The 16,733-nt window shown below is 70.5% G+C and carries 14 protein-coding genes and 1 pseudogene; 8 read left to right on the top strand and 7 right to left on the bottom strand.

From position 1 onward, the window contains the following. Nucleotides 1-429: a MerR family transcriptional regulator gene (locus ACZ53K_RS24520; RefSeq protein ID WP_468840381.1), complete on the bottom strand. Its 429-nt coding sequence runs from the start codon at nucleotides 427-429 to the stop codon at nucleotides 1-3. Between the two features lie 183 nt (nucleotides 430-612). On the opposite strand from ACZ53K_RS24520, the gene ACZ53K_RS24515 reads away from it, so the two are divergent. The 3 genes from ACZ53K_RS24515 to ACZ53K_RS24505 all read left to right on the top strand — a co-directional run bounded on the left by ACZ53K_RS24515 (nucleotide 613) and on the right by ACZ53K_RS24505 (nucleotide 4,831). Continuing rightward, nucleotides 613-2,076, top strand: a complete 1,464-nt coding sequence (locus tag ACZ53K_RS24515) for a serine hydrolase domain-containing protein (protein ID WP_468840379.1) — start codon at nucleotides 613-615, stop codon at nucleotides 2,074-2,076. 159 nt (nucleotides 2,077-2,235) lie between these two features. After that, nucleotides 2,236-3,390, top strand: a complete 1,155-nt coding sequence (locus ACZ53K_RS24510) for a pyridoxal-phosphate-dependent aminotransferase family protein (RefSeq protein WP_468840378.1) — start codon at nucleotides 2,236-2,238, stop codon at nucleotides 3,388-3,390. Between the two features lie 682 nt (nucleotides 3,391-4,072). Beyond that, nucleotides 4,073-4,831, top strand: a complete 759-nt coding sequence (locus ACZ53K_RS24505) for a TetR/AcrR family transcriptional regulator (protein WP_468840376.1) — start codon at nucleotides 4,073-4,075, stop codon at nucleotides 4,829-4,831. Between the two features lie 154 nt (nucleotides 4,832-4,985). On the opposite strand, the gene ACZ53K_RS24500 is transcribed toward ACZ53K_RS24505, so the two are convergent. Together ACZ53K_RS24500 and ACZ53K_RS24495 are read right to left on the bottom strand one after the other, a co-directional pair. Beyond that, the gene (locus tag ACZ53K_RS24500) at nucleotides 4,986-5,438 is read right to left on the bottom strand and encodes a GNAT family N-acetyltransferase (protein ID WP_468840374.1); all 453 of its coding nucleotides are present in this window, start codon (nucleotides 5,436-5,438) and stop codon (nucleotides 4,986-4,988) included. Between the two features lie 24 nt (nucleotides 5,439-5,462). After that, complete coding sequence (locus tag ACZ53K_RS24495) at nucleotides 5,463-5,861, bottom strand: MarR family winged helix-turn-helix transcriptional regulator (RefSeq protein ID WP_468840434.1); 399 nt, start codon at nucleotides 5,859-5,861, stop codon at nucleotides 5,463-5,465. Between the two features lie 323 nt (nucleotides 5,862-6,184). On the opposite strand from ACZ53K_RS24495, the gene ACZ53K_RS24490 reads away from it, so the two are divergent. Further along, entirely contained in the window at nucleotides 6,185-7,432 is a 1,248-nt protein-coding gene (locus tag ACZ53K_RS24490) for an MFS transporter (protein ID WP_468840372.1), read from the top strand. 212 nt (nucleotides 7,433-7,644) lie between these two features. Next, nucleotides 7,645-8,073 (top strand): GlcG/HbpS family heme-binding protein, encoded by a 429-nt coding sequence (locus ACZ53K_RS24485; protein WP_468840370.1) that lies wholly within the window; start codon nucleotides 7,645-7,647, stop codon nucleotides 8,071-8,073. Here ACZ53K_RS24485 and ACZ53K_RS24480 read toward each other — a convergent pair. After that, entirely contained in the window at nucleotides 8,066-8,614 is a 549-nt protein-coding gene (locus tag ACZ53K_RS24480) for a DUF2269 domain-containing protein (RefSeq protein WP_468840368.1), read from the bottom strand. The two genes, ACZ53K_RS24485 and ACZ53K_RS24480, sit on opposite strands and share 8 nt — an antisense overlap. 201 nt (nucleotides 8,615-8,815) lie before the next feature. Here ACZ53K_RS24480 and ACZ53K_RS24475 point away from each other — a divergent pair, with 201 nt between their 5' ends. The 3 genes and pseudogenes from ACZ53K_RS24475 to ACZ53K_RS24465 all read left to right on the top strand — a co-directional run. Next, nucleotides 8,816-9,448 carry an HAD family hydrolase gene (locus ACZ53K_RS24475; RefSeq protein WP_468840366.1) on the top strand — a complete coding sequence of 211 codons (633 nt, stop codon included), beginning with the start codon at nucleotides 8,816-8,818 and terminating at the stop codon, nucleotides 9,446-9,448. Between the two features lie 1,609 nt (nucleotides 9,449-11,057). Beyond that, complete coding sequence (locus ACZ53K_RS24470; RefSeq protein ID WP_468840364.1) at nucleotides 11,058-12,146, top strand: globin domain-containing protein; 1,089 nt, start codon at nucleotides 11,058-11,060, stop codon at nucleotides 12,144-12,146. 198 nt (nucleotides 12,147-12,344) lie between these two features. Continuing rightward, nucleotides 12,345-12,923: pseudogene (locus tag ACZ53K_RS24465) on the top strand (pyridoxamine 5'-phosphate oxidase family protein); the annotation flags it as partial. Nucleotides 12,924-13,617: 694 nt separating this feature from the next. Here ACZ53K_RS24465 and ACZ53K_RS24460 read toward each other — a convergent pair. The 3 genes from ACZ53K_RS24460 to ACZ53K_RS24450 form a co-directional block, all read right to left on the bottom strand. Beyond that, nucleotides 13,618-14,097 (bottom strand): NUDIX domain-containing protein, encoded by a 480-nt coding sequence (locus ACZ53K_RS24460; protein WP_468840362.1) that lies wholly within the window; start codon nucleotides 14,095-14,097, stop codon nucleotides 13,618-13,620. Nucleotides 14,098-14,204: 107 nt separating this feature from the next. Continuing rightward, a complete protein-coding gene (locus ACZ53K_RS24455) occupies nucleotides 14,205-15,101 on the bottom strand; it encodes a LysR family transcriptional regulator (protein ID WP_468840360.1) in 897 nt (298 codons plus the stop codon). Nucleotides 15,102-15,414: 313 nt separating this feature from the next. Continuing rightward, complete coding sequence (locus ACZ53K_RS24450; RefSeq protein WP_468840358.1) at nucleotides 15,415-16,581, bottom strand: cystathionine gamma-lyase; 1,167 nt, start codon at nucleotides 16,579-16,581, stop codon at nucleotides 15,415-15,417. Nucleotides 16,582-16,733: the final 152 nt, after the last annotated feature.

Genomic DNA, 16,733 nt, shown 5'->3' with positions numbered 1-16,733 from the left:
TCAGCTGTCGGGGCGGGTCAGTTCGCACCGTGGGTGGGACCCGCCGGGATGGGTCGAGGCGCTCGCCAGTGCGAGCAAGGCCTGCTCGGCGCGAGCCAGTTGGTCACTGACTTGTTCTCGTACGTCCTGGAGTTGGGCGATGCAGGCGTCCACCTCTGTCAGCTTGCGTCGGTAGACCTGGAGGGAGGCGGGGCACGAGTCACCCGCGGGGTGGCCGGCGCGTAGGCACTCCACGAAGGGCCGGGTCTCCTCCAGCTCGAAGCCGAAGCGCTGCAGCATCTGTATCTGCCGGAGCAGGCGCAGGTCCGCTTCGCTGTAGGAGCGGTGGCCACTGGCCGTGCGCTCGGCAGGGAGCAGGCCGCGTGCCTCGTAGTACCGCAGGGTGCGCGTGGTGGTTCCCGCTCGCTCGGCCAGTTCCCCGATTCGCATGTCCGTCCCCGTCCGGCCCGGCCCGCTTCGGTTCCGGTCGCCAGAACGACCGTAGCTGTTGACGCCGACGTCATGTCCAGGGGCTCGCTCGGGATACCTCAGGGGGGCGGGCGATGGGATAGGTGCTGCCTCTGTGCTGCATCCTTTGCCCATACCGCGGTTGATGAGCTGTCGAGGAGTGCCATGAGTGCGAAAACGCCCGACGTGCCCCAGGAGTTGGGCCCGCGTGAAGAGCTGAGCGGGGCGGGGGGACATGGTGCGGGGCAGGGGCGGCCCGGTGTGCTGTTGCCCGAGACGGAACGTGCGCTGTTGCGGCGGCTGGCGATCGGCCAGGCCGAGGGACGTGCGCCGTCGATGACGGGAGCGGTGGTACGGGACGGGAAGGTGGCCTGGGCCGGGGCCCGGACCGGTGCTGTCGGTGCCGCCGACGGGGTGGACGTTCAGTACCGGATCGGGTCGATCACCAAGACGTTCGTCGCGGTACTGGTACTGCGCCTCCGTGACGAGGGGCTGCTCACCCTGGGCGACCCGCTCGGCAAGCACGTGCCGGGTGGCGCGGCTCCGGATGTGACGATCGCCCAGTTGCTCTCGCACAGCTCAGGGCTGTCCGCCGAAGCCCGCGGGCCGTGGTGGGAACGGACGCCCGGAACGCTGCGGAAGGAGCCCGGAGACCTCTTCGAGGAAGACCCGCGCCGCCTGCCCGCAGGACGGCGGTTCCACTACTCCAACCCGGGTTACGCCCTGCTGGGCGTCTTGATCGAGCGTCTGCGCGACGGGCAGCCCTGGGGCGAGGTACTGCACCGCGAGGTGCTGGAGCCGCTGGGCATGAGCCGTACGACGCTCCAGCCGCAGGCACCGCACGCCGATGGCTGGGCGGTACATCCCTGGGCGGACGTGCTGCTGCCGGAGCCCGCCCAGGACACGGGACTGATGAGCCCGGCGGGACAGCTGTGGTCCACCGTCGCGGACCTGGGCCGCTGGGCGGCGTTTCTGGCCCGTGGCGACGACCGGGTGCTCAGCGCCGCGACCCTCGCCGAGATGCGGGCCCCGGCCGTACCTCCCGAGGAGGCGGCGTGGGACGGCGGCTACGGGCTCGGTCTGCAGCTCGTACGGTGGAATGGACGTCTGCTGTTCGGCCACACCGGGTCCATGCCCGGCTTCGTTGCGTCCCTGTGGATCGACGTGGCCGAGGACGTGGCCGGTATCGCGCTGGCGAACTGCACGTCGGGCTCGGCCGTCAGCACCATCGCCGCCGAACTGGCCGGTATCGTCGCGGAGCGGGAGCCGCGGATCCCCGAACTGTGGCGCTCGCTGGACGGGCCATTGGACGAAGACCTGCTGGCCGTGACCGGACCGTGGTACTGGGGCGCGCACCCGTACGTGCTGCGGCTGGGCGCCGGCCGCACCCTGAAGATTTCGCTCATGTCGGGCCCAGGAGGGCGCGCCTCGCGGTTCCGTGCGGAGTCCGACGGCACCTGGACCGGGCTGGACGGCTACTTCGCAGGTGAGCGGCTGCGTGTCGTCCGTACCGAGGACGGCTCGGTCAGCCACCTCGATGTGGGCACCTTCGTCTTCACGCGGGGGCCGTACGAGCCCTCCGGACCCGTTCCGGGTGGGGTCGATGAGGGTGGCTGGCGCGCCCGCTGACAGTGCCGTCGGGCCCGCCCCGGCGGACTGCCGTCCCGGCGGAGCGGGCCCGGTCAGCGCGAAGCGAGCCCGTACGGCAGGGGTGGACGCCCCGGACGTACAGTCGTGCCAGATATCAGGAGCCGCCGCACCGCGGCCCGCTACCGCTGGAAGGCCACCGTGACTGACGCGACCGCCGTGAACACGACCTCCGACGCCCCGGACCTGCTCGACCTGCCGCCGCTCACCGCCGGACACTTCGCGCGGATCGAGGACAAGGTCGCGGCGCTGATGCGTACCCGGTCCGATGTAGTGGCCACCCAGGGTGAGGCGCTGCTTCCGCTGGAGGCGTGCATCCGTGCCGCCGTGGGCCCCGGCAGCACGGCGCTCAACATCGTGACCGGACCGTACGGCGAGACCTTCGGCGGCTGGCTCCGGTCCTGCGGCGCCGAGGTCGTCACGATCAGCGCGCCGTTCACCGGGGCCGTGCGTCCAGAACAGGTGGCGGAGGCGTTGCGCGAAAACCCCGCCATCGACTTCGTCAGTCTGGTGCACGCCGAGGCGGCGACCGGCAACACCAACCCCGTCGCCGAGATCGGTGCCATCGTGCGGGAGCACGGCGCCCTGCTGATGCTGGACGCCGTCGCCTCGGTGGGAGCCGAACCGCTGCTCACCGACGAGTGGGGTGTCGACCTGTGTGTGATCGGCGGGCAGAAGGCGCTGGCCGGACCGGCAGGCGTATCGGCCGTCTCGGTGAGCGCCCGGGCCTGGGAGCGCATCGCGGCCAATGAGCAGGCTCCCCGACGTTCCTACCTCTCGTTGCTGGACTGGAAGGAGCGCTGGATCGACGGCGGTCGTACGGCGCTGCCGCATGCTCCGGCGCAGTTGGAGATGCTCGCCCTGGAGCAGGCTGTGGACCGTGTCGAGGCGGAGGGCCTCGACACGGTCATCACCCGGCACCGGGCGGCGGCCGCAGCGGTACGGGCGGGTGTACGGGCACTTGGCGCCCTGTCTCCCTACGTACTGCGGGACGAGGACGCGGCACCGGCGGCCACGACGCTGCGCGCGCCTGCGGAGATGGACGCCCGCGAGATCGTCTCCGCAGCGTTGGACGCCGCGGACGGAACGGTCGTGGTGCCCGTGCAGGCAGCAGCCGGGACGCTCGCCAAGGAGATGATCCGGGTTAATCACTACGGGCAGGCAGCGGAGCGCGGCGTGGTGCTGGCGTCCCTCACGGCGTTGGCAGCGGGCCTGCGGGTGCTGGGCGTGACAGTGGACGGTGACAGTGCGGCCGCGGCGGCCGGTGCGGCTTGGGACGAGGTTATGGCGGGCTGAGCGTCCGTCGATTGCAGCGCACACTGCGGGGTGCCGTTTCACGTGAAACGGCACCCCGCAGTGTTTGGTGGGCTCTTCGCGGCTCTTCTCGGATCCTCGCGGCTTTTCGGTTTCACGTGAAACAACAGGGTGGGCTGGGAGGGGCGCCGCGGTAACCGGGGCCAAGCGGGACAGAGGGGGATGAAGGCTGAGGGCGGCATGTCGCGCAGGCCCCGCGTCGGGCGTGCGTGATTCTTCATGGAGGGCGTGAGCCGCAGGGCGGTGGCCCGGTATGTCGTGGGTGTGGGTGTGGGTGTGGGTGTGCATCTCGCGAGTCCGTTGGCACCTCAACGACCTTACAAAAAAGCTCAGTTGGCGGCTCCTCCTATTGGTCGTACTCCGGTGGCAGGCCGGGTGGCCCGGATGCAGGCTGGACGCTGAAGACCCCGTACGCGCCCCTCGGTGGCGGCGCCTCGTGCGGCCGGCCGGTCATGTCGACGGATCGCAAGTGAGGGCCCTGCCAGCCAGCTGTCCGCCGGGAGGTGGCTGCTCGCCGCGTCGCCGTGCTGGCCCGTTGCTCGCACTCACCGCGATGGTGCGCCGTTAATGATCTTGTTTTGAGGCCCCCGTAGAATCGGAGTGAGCGACCCGCTTGAGGCGAGGGGACGCTCGACCCGGACGTCTACGGTTCCCAGGAGTCTCGATGGTGACGAGCGAGGGGCCCGCCCCTGCGCGAGCGGACGCGCGGCGCAACAGGGAGCTGGTGTTGAAGGCGGCGCGAACAGCCTTTGAGGAGCAGGGGTTGGGGGTGCCGCTCGGGGAGATCGCGCGGCGTGCCGGGGTCGGTGCGGGCACCGTCTATCGCCATTTCCCGTCCAAGGACGCGCTGTTCAGGGCTGCGGTCGCCGACCGGATGCGACTTTTCACCGACACTGCACGGGATTTGGCGGACGCTGCGGACCCCGTCGCCGTCTTCTTCCGGTACTTCGGGTCGGTGGTACGGCTGGCGTCCCGGAACAAAGCATTGTGTGACGCGCTGGAAGCGGCCGGCGAGGGTGGTTACGAGCCCTCGCCGCAGGCTGAGCGGGACTTCGGCGAGGCTCTGGGCGCACTGCTTGTACGGGCCCAAGAGGCGGGTGGAGTAAGGAAGGACGTCGACCTCGTCGACGTCCTGGCGCTGCTGGTCGGCTGTCTCTCAATGGAGCAGCGACAGGTGTCGTCAGGAGCGCCGCAGGGGCGGGTGACGGCGTTGATGTGCGACGGGCTGCGAGCGGGAAGAGGCGTGACGAAACTGCCGCACCAGAGCCAGGTTCGTAACGAAACGCGATGTGAGGTGTGCGGCGGCGCCGTGCCGCGCGCGCGTACGGGGCGGCTGGCACGGTTCTGTGGCGGGGCCTGTCGGCAGAAGGCGCACCGGGCCAGAGCTCGGGCGCGTACTCGCGACGGCAGTGGTGGTGGCTGAACAGCGGCCGCTGCGCTGCCGGGGCGGGTGGATGCGTGCCCGGCGCCCAAGCGCCGGGCACGCAGGAGCACGGGCGCTCGAATGCCCGTGGCAGGCGGGAGGCGGGAGGCGGGAGGTGGCAACTGGCAAGTGGGCGGGCAGGGGCCCCGCGGGGTCAGAGCTGGAGCTTGAACCCCAGGTGGGAGGCCTCGAAGCCGAGACGCTCGTAGAACCGGTGGGCGTCGATGCGCGTCGCGTCGGAGGTGAGCTGCACGATCCGGCAGCCGAGGGTGCGTGACTCGGCGACCGCCCACTCGATCAGCCGGGTCCCCAGGCCGCTGCCCCGCTCGTCGGTGTGCACGCGTACCGCCTCGATGAGCGAGCGGCTGCTGCCGCGCCGCGAAAGCCCCGGAATCACCGTGAGTTGAAGCGTTCCGATCGGGCGGTCGTCCCGGACGGCGACGACCAGGTGCTGGTTGGGGTCGTTGGCCAGCAGCTTGTAGGCCGCGCGGTACGGCGTCAGGTCGTCCGGGGTCTCGCGGGCGGCGCCCAGTTCGTCGTCGGCCAGCATCGCGACGATGCTCGGAATGTCGTCCTCGGTCGCGCGGCGGATCTCGAAGTCGCTCATGAGCGGGACCCTACGCACCCCTGCTCAGGCAGGCGGCGCGAGGGTTTCCACCGCGGTCACCAGAGGGGCCAGTTCGGGACGCTTTGCGGCGTCCTGGAGTGCTTCGCGAAGTGCCGTGTCGTGCGTCGGGCGGGCCTCTTCGAGCAGCTGACGGCCTTCGTCGGTGACGTTGGTGTAGATGCCGCGCCGGTCGTCGGGGCACAGGTAGCGGGAGAGCAGTCGGCGGTCTTCGAGTCGGGTGACCAGGCGGGTGGTGGCGCTCTGGCTGAGCACGACCGAGTCCGCGACCTGGTGCATTCGCAGGTGGCCGCCCGGGCCGTCGTGCTGCTCGCTGAGCACGTTCAGTACGGAGAATTCCCGGACGCTGAGGTCGTGCCGGGCCTGCAGTGCGCGCTCGATGTGCGACTCGATGCGGCCGTGCAGGGCGGAGAGGGCGCACCAGCCCTGGGCGAGAGCCGGGGCGGAGCCGGCGCCGGCGGGGCAGCCCTGGCCTGACGTGGCCGTGTCGGGGGCTCCGAACGAGGTCCTGTCCTGCGTTGCGGCCGAGTCCGTGCCCGGGTGTCCATCCGTGGCGGCATCCTGCCGCGGCGCCTGCCGGGTCTGCTGCGTCATCGAGGGACCTCCTTACAGGTCGTACGACCCAGGATAGGACACCGGCGAAATAGCCCGCGCTTGCAAGTAGCCAGCGTCTGCAATTATTGTCGACGCTTGTTGAAGCTGGATGCAATCGTTCGAAGGGATCCGTCATGCCGCTCGCTCTCCTGGCGCTCACCATCGGCGCCTTCGGGATCGGGATGACCGAGTTCGCGGTGATGGGGCTGCTGCCCGACGTGGCCGCCGGCTTCGGTGTCTCCATCCCCCTGGCCGGGTACGCGACCACCCTGTACGCGCTCGGCGTGGTCGTCGGCGCCCCGCTGATGACCGTGCTCGGCGCCCGCATGACCCGTAAGCAGATGCTGATGCTGCTGATGGGACTGTTCGTGGTGGGCAACCTGCTCACCGCCGTGGCGCCGGTCTTCGCGGTGATGCTGGCCGGGCGGATCGTTTCGTCCTTCGCCCACGGCGCGTTCTTCGGCATCGGGTCACTGGTGGCCGCCGATCTCGTCGCGCCGCACAAGCGCGCCGGCGCCATCTCGATGATGTTCGCGGGCCTGACCGTCGCCAACGTCGTGGGCGTACCGTTCGGAACCCTGCTCGCCCAGCAGCTCAGCTGGCGCGCCACCTTCGTCGCCATCGCGGTCCTGGGCGTGCTCGGACTCCTCGGAGTCGCGAAGCTGGTCCCGGCGCAGCGCGTGAAGGCTGCGGCCCCGATGGGCCAGGAGATCGCCGCTTTCCGCAACCCCCAGGTCGGGCTGGCGATGCTGATGACGGTCCTCGGCTTCGGCGGCGTCTTCGCGGCCGTCACCTACCTCGCCTCGATGATGACCGAGGTCACCGGCTTCGCACCGTCGTCCGTCGTCTGGCTCACGGCCGTCTTCGGGCTGGGCATGGTCGCCGGCAACCTGGTCTCGGGGCGGTTCACCGACCGCCACATGATGCCGATGCTGTACGTGTCACTGATCGGCCTCGCGCTCTCGCTGGCAGCGTTCAGCTTCGCCGCGGACAACAAGGCCGCCGCGACCGTCACCATCGCCCTCATCGGCGCCTTCGGATTCGCGACCGTACCGCCACTACAGAAGCGGATCATGGACCAGGCGGCGGCCGCCCCCACCCTCGCCTCGGTCGGCAACATCGCGGCCTTCAACTTCGGCAACGCGCTCGCCTCCTGGCTCGGCGGCATCGTCATCGCGGCGGGCCTCGGACTCACGGCGCCGAACTGGGTCGGCGTAGGGATGACCGTCCTGGCGCTGGGCGTCGCGGTCCTTGCGGGCGCGCTGGAGCGCAGGGGCCGTAGGGGCCGTAGGGGTCGGGTGATTGCTTCGGGAGTCGGCAGTGGTGTCGGCAGTGGTGTTGGCAGCACCGAGGAGGAGGCCGCGGTGGCCGTACGCGGCTGAGGCTGCGGTACGCGGATGGGCAGGCGGGCCGGACTGGCCGTTCCTCCAGCCCAGCGCCCGCAACAGCCGTCACAGCCGGCCCCACTCCGAGCAGCGCTCCCGGACGCACGATCGACCCCACCACACGTGCACCGCCCGTGCACCACCCGCGCCCGCCCGGACCACCCCCGTACACATCCACACAGCACCCCCCACTCACAGGAGCACCACTCATGAGCACCACCCCCGCCGTTCGCCCCCTCACCACCCGCGACGCGGACGCTCTGATCGGCGCCGCCCGTACCGCTGCCGCCGACCTCGGAGTGCGAGGCAGCGTTACCGTCCTGGACGCGGGTGGCCACCTGCTCGGCTTCCGGCGCGACGACACCGCCGTGCTGATCTCGGGCGAGACCAGCACCCGCAAGGCGTACACCGCTCTGCAACTCGACGCGCCGACCGCCGACCTCGTCGACGCCGTACGGCCCGACGGCCTCTTCCACACCCTGCCCACCGCGCTCGACCGCCCGCTGCTGTTCATCGCGGGCGGCATGCCGGTCCACCGGGACGGCCGTCTGATCGGCGCGATCGGCGTCGGCGGTGGCGCTCCGGAGCAGGATGACCGCATCGCCCGTACCGCCATCGAGGCGGCGGGCCTCAACTGACGGCGTCACTCGGGCGCTTACGTGCCCGTTCGCGGACCTCGGCCGATTGCGCAGCGCGCAGTCGGCCGCCGCGTTTGGTGGGCCCCCAGGGCTTGAGTACGGAGATGGCGGTGACGAAGAGGTACGTGGCCGTCGCAACGGAAGGGGCGGAAACCATGCTCAGCCCGGTGTCCGGAGTGCCGGCCACGGCATCGGCCGCGAGCCGGTCGATGCCCGGGCGAAGGGAGAAGGCGGTCAACAGCACGGTCGCCAGGGTCAGCCAGAACTTGACGACGACCCAGCGGTGGCGGGCCAGGCCCCAGGGCGTCCCGACGGACAGAATCAGGCCGCTGACCAGCGACGACAGCGCCACCGGGAGGATCAGCCAGTCGCTGAAGATCTTCATGGCGCGGTAGGCGGCCACGGTGGTGTCCAGCGACCCCGAGGTGTACCCGGCGACGCTGAGCGTCAGCAGTCCGAGCGAGAGCCCGAGCCAGCCGACGGAGACCGCGACATGGACGACGAGGGTGGCACGGCGCGCGGGCCTGCTGAGCTGCTTCATGAGACCCACGGTCGCGGCCGGCGGGCCGCATGGCATCTGACGGCGGGAGTATCCGGGCGTACGCGGGGTCGAGTAGGTGTGGCGGGGGCGAGGGCAGTCATGGCGGGGGCGGGGGCAGTGGTGGCGGTGGTGACTACCGGAGCTGAGTGACCGGTGCGACTGACGGGACGCAGCCGACCGCCACGTCCTACGCTCCCCACCATGGGGAAGCTACATCTGTTCGACATGGACGGGACGCTGCTCTACGGCTCCGCGGCCGCCGTCGAGATATCCCGGCAGCTCGGTCTTGACCGGGAGATCGCCGAGCTGGAGCGGTCCTTCACCGCCGGCGAGCTGACACCGTTCCGCTTCGCGGAGCTGGCGTGTGAGCTGTGGTCCGAGCTGACCGAGGAACTGGTGACGGTGGCCTTCGACGGCGCACCGTGGCTGGCCGGCATCCGGGAGGTGTGGGCGGACATCCGGGCGCGAGGGGAGCGATCCGCGGTGATCTCCTTGTCGCCGGGGTTCTTCGTGGAGCGGTTGACGGGCTGGGGAGCGGACGCGGCGCACGGCTCACGCTGGCCCGCACTGCCATTTCGGGACCGGGTGGAACCGAACGGGATACTTTCCGCGTCTGCAAAGGTGAGGATTATGGATGAACTGTGCGCCACGTTCGGACTGAGCCGCTCCGACTGCGTGGCGTATGGCGATTCCATGTCCGACACCGCCCTGTTCGCGGCCGTTCCCGCTTCCGTGGCGGTGAATGCGGACCACCATGTCAGCGGCCTGGCCTCATACGCGTACAGCGGCCGTGACCTGCGCGAGGCGTACGAACTCGTGCGGGCCGACGGGTAATTCCCGGCTGCTCGCGGGCGTTTGTTGCGCCATGCCCGATGCATTGTGTTCTGCGTTCTGTGGGGAGGGAGCGCGGAAATCGGAGGCGGGCGGGAAGCGTTCGCAGTGCAGGGGTTGTGTATTCAAGTACTGCGGGTATGGTCTAGTCCGGTCGAGCGGGGTGAGTGCTTCCGGCGGCCTGTGGCCGTACGGCGGGGCGGGGCATGAAGCCCGCCAGCCTAGTGGCAAAGCGGCCTGCCGTGCCAGGACTTCCCGGTGTTTGTCCGGGGCGCCGGAGCCGGGTGGCACGCTGCGGAGAAGGAGTCCGCGCGCTGCCGGACGAACGTGCTGCGTGTCCGCTTTGGAGGGTGTTGCCGGGACAGCTTTGGTCGATTAAGGATTTCGAAGCGGCGCGGGGGAATTCCGGGCACATTCCGAACTGCGGAAGTGCGAAGACGATCGAAAGACGTTCGAGGCGAGGCAGACCATGGACGCTCCGTCCACCACGACGGCCGATAACGGCTCTTCTGGCGGCAGCAGTGGCGATTGGGGATGGTTCACTCCGTCGAAGAAGTCCACTGAAGATCATCAGGCGACTACGGGGGCCACGGGCCGCCGGAATGATCACGACGGCCAGAGCGGCAACGCGAGCGACGACGAGAACGGTGATGTGTCCCGTGACGTGACTGGTGACGTGAGCGGTCAAGGCGCCGGTCACGGCGGCGGGGCCGAGCGCAGCGGCGTGAAGGGCAGGAGCGGGGGCGGGGGCAGTACCCCTGGCGGCCGCGGCGATTTCGGCGGCCATACCGGGGCGGACGTAGGTGCCGAAGCGATTGCCCGCACCGACGCGGACGGTCGTACGGGAACGATTGCCCACACCGATGCGGCTGCCCGTGGCGCAGCCAACGCCCGACCCGGAGCCGGCAGCTACGACCAGTCAGGTCCGCAGGGCGGTCATGCGTGGCGGCACGACGGTGACGGGTACGGCCGGGAACGGGTACCCAGCCGACCGGTCAGCTCCATAAGGCCCGTAGGCACGGCAGCGGCGCGCGAACGGGCACCCGAAGAGCACGGGGGCGGGGCCGAAACCTTCTCCTCCCTTCCCCCTACCCACCCACCCGCCTCCACCTCCACCACCGCAAGCACGGCGCCAGCCATCGCGGCATCGGCGCCGGGGGGCGCCGTGCCTCCAGGCGGAGCCACCTCGCCCGCGGGCGAGTACGCCGCGACCGCAAGCGAGACCACCCGGCGCGCAAGCGAGACCACCCTGTCCGCGAGCGAGACCACCGCGCCCACGAGTGAGGTCACCTCACCCACACACGGGACTGCCGCGCCCGGCCACGGGGCCGCCCAAGGAGCCACCGCGCCCGCCCACGGGGCCACCGCGCCCGTCCACGGGGCCGCCGGGACCACTCACGGGGCCACCAGGGCCACCCGCGGGACCAGCACATCCACACCCCCACCTTCAGCGCTCCCCACGCCCGTTGGGATACAGGCGCCCGTCGGCGCCTCCCCCAACGCGGCCTTCGGCGGGCCCTCCAACGCATCCCCGAACACATCCCCCAGCGCACCCACCAACGCGTCCCCCGACGCGGTCCTCATCCGGCGGACTCTGGACGAGGTCGAGTCCGTGGCGGACAAGGTCACCTCGTACTTCTACGCGTTGCTGTTCGTGCATCATCCGGATCTGCGCGCGCTGTTCCCCGCCGCGATGGATGCTCAGCGTGACCGGTTGTTCAAGGCGTTGCTCACCTCCGTCAAGAACGTCGACGACACGGACTACCTCACCGAGTACCTCTCCCACCTCGGTCGCGGGCACCGCAAGTACGGCACTCGGCCCGAGCACTACCCGGCCGTCGGCGAGTGCCTGCTGACCGCGCTCGCCCGCTACGCCCCCGGGACCTGGAATCCGGAGACCGAGGCCGCCTGGGTGCGGGCGTACACCGTCATCTCGCAGATGATGATCGACGCTGCCGCCGAGGACGAGGCGGTGGCCCCCGCCTGGTGGCAGGCCGAGGTCGTCTCGCACGAACTGCGCACGCCCGACATCGCTGTTGTCACCATCCGGCCCGACCAGCCCTACCCCTTTCTGGCCGGTCAGTACACCAGTGTGGAAACCCCCTGGTGGCCGCGCGTGTGGCGGCACTACTCCTTCGCCGCGGCGCCCCGCTCCGACGGCCTGCTCTCCTTTCACGTGAAAGCCGTACCGGCCGGCTGGGTTTCCAACGCCATGGTCCATCGGGCCCGCCCCGGCGATGTCATCCGGCTCGGTTCCCCATCCGGTTCCATGACCGTAGACCACACCACTGACAACGGGCTGTTGTGCCTGGGCGGCGGTACCGGCATCGCGCCGATCAAGGCCTTGGTCGAGGACGTGGCCGAGCGAGGCCACCGGCGTCCGATGGAGGTCTTCTACGGCGCCCGCAGCGGACATGATCTCTATGACCTCGACACCATGCTGCGGCTGGAACAGAGCCACCCGTGGCTGTCCGTACGCCCGGTCGTCGCCACCGGACGGCCGGGCGGCCCGGTCAACAGCCTCAGCGGTCAACTCCCGGACGCCGTGCGTCAGTACGGCCCATGGCGGGAATATGACGCCTACTTGTCCGGGCCGCCCGGAATGATACGCAACGGCGTGGACGCATTGGTGGGGGTCGGTATTCCCTCCGACCGCATACGGCACGACTCCGTGGAAGAGCTGGTCGCGGCGGGAGATTGAGCATTGACGACACATGGTGATCACGGCTTGGCGGCACATGGTGGAGATGGTGTGACGGCGTATGGCGAACTCGGTGCGGCTGGGGTTCCCGGTGCGGCCGAGGCTTCTGATACGTACGGGCTGGCGGGGCCGGGTGGGGGCGCCGGGCCTGGTACGGACGTACGGGAGGCGCGGCCGGGCAGCGACGGTGAGCACCTGGTGCAGCAGCGGATGGGGACGGCCGACCGCGCCGACCGGTTCTACGACGACCAGGTACTGGACCATCTCAACGCGCGGATGCGGGAGTTCGTCGGCCGCCAGGAGATGTTCTTCCTGGCGACGGCCGACCGGCACGGCGAGTGCGACTCGACTTTCCGTGCCGGCCCGCCCGGGTTTCTCCGGGTCCTGGACGAACGGACGCTCGCCTACCCGGAATACCGGGGCAACGGCGTCATGGCGTCCGTCGGGAACCTCTCCGAGAATCCACACCTCGGCATTCTGATGATCGACTTCATGCGCGACCGCATCGGCCTGCACGTCAACGGGCGGGCGCGGGTGGTCATGGACGACGAGATGCGGGCTCGGCACCCGGAGTTGCCCGCAGACCCCGTGCCCGGCCGACGTGCTCAGCTGTGGGTGGAGGTCGAGGTTGAGGAAACGTATATCCACTGTGCCAAGCACATTCCGCACCTGCAGAAGGTGCCCCGGCAGGCGAGCGGGGCGCGGGCTTGGGGCACGGACGACGTCAAGCGCAAGGGCGGGGACTTCTTCGGCGCGGCGGCGGAGGCAGCCGGCCGCCGGGAGGACGGAACGCCCGAGGGGAGGACCTCGCGTCAGGATGGCTCGGGACGGGAGGGCTCAGGTCGGAAGGGCGATTCGGGTCGGAAGGACGATTCGGGCCGGGAGGGCGATTCGGGGCGGAGAGATGACGGCTCACGTCACAGGGGCGGCAGCTCACCTCAGAGGGACGACGGCTCACGCCGGGCGGCTTCTTCCCGACAGGAGGACGACTCCCGTCCGGAGCCCGCGACCCGTCCGGAGCCCGTAGCCCGTCCTCAGCCCGTTGCCCGCCCGGATTCCGCCTCCCGCCCGTACTCCGGGGCCTGCCCGGATTCCGGGCCCCGCCTTGAGCCCGTTCCCCGCCCGGTTGTGGGGTCTCGCCTGGCGCCCGTACCGCGTTCGGAAGTCGGGGCACATCAGGAGGCTGTGTCCTGTCAGGGGGCTGTGTCCCGCCAGGAGATCGTCTCCCGTCAGGAGACCGTCTCCCCTCCGCGGACCCGGGAAGTACGGGAGCAGGTGGAGCGGGAGGTCGAGCGGGTGCTCGCCCGTGCCCAGATGTCGGGTTCGACGAATGCCGAAGCGGAGGGCTTCCGGGGCTGGTTCGGGTAGGACGAAGAGGGAGACGGGGCACGAAGTACGCGGGGTACAGGGGCGGGGCGGTCGCGGTCAGGCCGGTCACTTCCGTCCATCGCTGCTGCTCGCCGCCCGCGCATCACCCGAGGTCAGGCGCATGCATGGCCCGTACGCCCTCGATATTGCCGTCGAGGTAGTGGCGCAAGGATAGGGGGACGACCTCGGCCGTGGCGATCCCCACCCGGGTGAACGGCACCCGCACGATCTCGTACTGGCCACAGGGCTCCTCCACCTCGGGCCCGTGCCGCAGGGCGAGGTCCATCGACTCCAGGCGGCAGACGAAGAAGTGCTGCACCTTGACGCCGTCCACCCCGCCGTCGCTGATGTGCTCGACGGTGTCCACGAAAACCGGCACCACGTCGGTGATCTTGGCGCCCAGTTCTTCGTGGAGTTCGCGGTGCAGGGCGTCCACGACCGTGGCGTCCTCGGGCTCGACGCCGCCGCCGGGCGTGATCCAGTACGGGGCCCGGCCCGGCTTGGTGCGCTTGATCAGGACGATGTCCGCACCGTCGAGCAGGATCGCGCGGGCGGTGCGTTTGACGACTGGCCGTACGGTCATACGGGACAGATGCCGCACCAGGGGCTGTGCGAAACCACCGTCCCACCAGTCCGTCGAGACGCGCCCCGAGAGGTGAGGATGAGCTGGGTGAGTAACCGGTCAGGGCTTCACCAGTCCGTGGCGGCCCGCAGTAGCCACTCATGGGTACGGGCGATGTGCGGCAGCGCCAGCGTACCGGCCCGTGTGGCCAGGAAGTACGTACGCAGCGGCGGCACCGGAGGGTCGAGCAGGGCGACGACCTCGCCGTTGTCCAGCGCCTCCGTACACAGGTAACGCGGCAGTACGGCCAGTCCGGCGCCCGCCGTCACGCACGCCAGCACCGCCCGTAAGTCCGAGGCGATGACGGCGGCGGAAGCCACGGGCGGTGCCTCGAAGACCGCGGTCCAGTAACGGGAGACCAGCGGGAGGCTCTCGTGCACCTCGACGATCGGTACGGGAGCCAGCGCGCGCATGCCCCCGGCCTGGACGTTGGCAGGGCCGCCGAGCCGGGCCGCCCACCTCGGGGCGGCTATCAGTACGTGCTCCTCGTCGCACAGCGGCGTCGCGGTGAGCAGCGCGCCACGCGGCCTGGTGGTGGTGATCGCGAGGTCGTGGTGGCCGTCGGCGAGGCCGGACAGCAGCTCGTCAGCGGGGCCGAAGGCGGTCCGTACGCAGAGGCCCTGGTCTATGAGCGGAGCGAGGGCCGGTAACGCGCGCTGGGAGGTGAACTCCGGTGGACCCGCGAGGTGCAGGGTGCGGATGGCGGACTCCGGGTCGAGCCCGGCTTCGGTGATCTCGGCGAGCGCGTCCAGGTGGGGAGCCACCTTGTGGGCCAGTTCGTCGCCGACGGTGGTGGGAGTGACGCCGCGGGGCTTGCGAAGGAAGAGCGGGCGGCCCAATTGCCGCTCCAGGCTGCGTATCTGGCTGGTCACGGCGGGCTGGGACAGTCCCAGCAGAGCGGCGGCGCGGGTGAAGGAACCCGCTCGGTGCACCGTGACGAACGTGCGTAATAAAGCGAGGTCCATCCGTACCTCCCTCCGTTCCCGCGATGCCGGCGACCGCCCAACTATAAATTTGTCGATAGGGCTGTGTCGCCAGCGTGATTGGACACTGACGCTGAGTCAACTAGCCTTGTCTGCGCGGTTCGAAATGATGCGAACCGGGGCTGGCAGGGTGCCGAGGGGGGATACCCTGCCAGCCTGCTTTACGTAGCGGCATTGGTACGGACCGGGGCCCCCGGGCCTGCGGGCCGCGGCCTGCAGGCGGTGTACGGACCGGGTCCGCCGGGTGGTTGGTCCCCGGTCGTGCCCAGTCGACTGGTTCGTTTCGGTCGGCGTCTCAGCTGCCGTCCCCTGCCGAGACCGCCTGGTCCGTCTCGTCCGCCTCGTCCGCCGAGTCCAGCGCCGCCATCACATCCACGATCAGGTCCGCCGGTTCCTCCACGCCGACCGAGAAACGGATGAAACCTTCCGGCACCGCGTCGCCGCCCCACCGCCCACGCCGCTCGGCGGTCGAGCGCACGCCGCCGAAGCTGGTGGCGTCGTCGACGAGCGTCAGGGCCGCCATGAAGCGTTCGGCGTGCGCGCGGCCGGGCAGCGTGAAGGAGACCACGTTGCCGAAGCGGCCCTCGCGCATCTGCCGTACGGCGACCACGTGTGCGGGATCGGACGGCAGCCCGGGGTGGCGCAGCCCCGTCACCTCGGGGCGTGCGCGCAGCGCCTCGGCGAGCGCGAGCGCCCCGGCGGACTGCTGGCGTACGCGCAGGGCGAGCGTGGCCAGGGACCGGTGGGCCAGCCACGCCTCCATCGGGCCGGGGATCGCACCGACGGTTTTGCGCCACATCCTTACGGAGCCGGCGAGCGCCGCGTCGCGGGTCGTGACGTACCCGAGGAGTACGTCGCCGTGGCCGGTCAGCGCCTTGGTGCCGCTGGCGACGGAGAAGTCGGCACCGAGGTCCAGCGGGCGCTGGCCGAGCGGTGTGGCCAGGGTGTTGTCGACGGCGACCAGGGCGCCGCGCTCGTGCGCGGCCGCCGCCAGCCGCCGGATGTCACAGACGTCCAGGCCGGGGTTGGACGGCGTCTCGATCCACAGCAGCCGGGCGCCGTCGAGCGCGTCGAGCTGGGCGTCGCCGGCGGTCGGGGCCGTACGGACCTCGATCCCGTAGCTCTCCAGGCGCTCGCGGACGGCGGGCAGCAACTGGTACCCGTCGCTCGGGAGCACGACCGCGTCGCCGCTGCGCAGGCAGGAGAAGAGGACGGCCGAGATGGCGGCCATCCCGGAGGCGAAGGTCACGGTCTCGGCAGACTCGTCCGGGGACTCCAGTTCCCCGATGGCCGATTCCAGGCGGGTCCAGGTGGGGTTGGACTCGCGGCCGTACGTGTACGGGCCGGTGGCGTCACCGGGCAGGTGGTAATGCGCGGCGAAGACCGGGCCGGGGAGGGACGGTTCGTACGCCTCGGCCGCCGGGAGGCCGGCCCGTACGGCCCGTGTGCTGTCGCCTGTCATGCGGGTCTCCTCGGTGAATACGGACGTGGGGCCGCGGTCGTGGCCATGTCTGTCTGCCATCCAGAGCCGAGGCCACAGTCACGGCCACTGCCTCAGTCGATCAAGTCCAGGGCCGCAGTCACAGCCACGGCCATAGCCACAGCCCCAGCCTC

The sequence above is a fragment of the Streptomyces sp. NPDC033221 genome (assembly GCF_055577005.1).
Note: the sequence above shows the minus strand (reverse complement) of the source record. Positions and strands in the feature narration are given on the sequence as shown.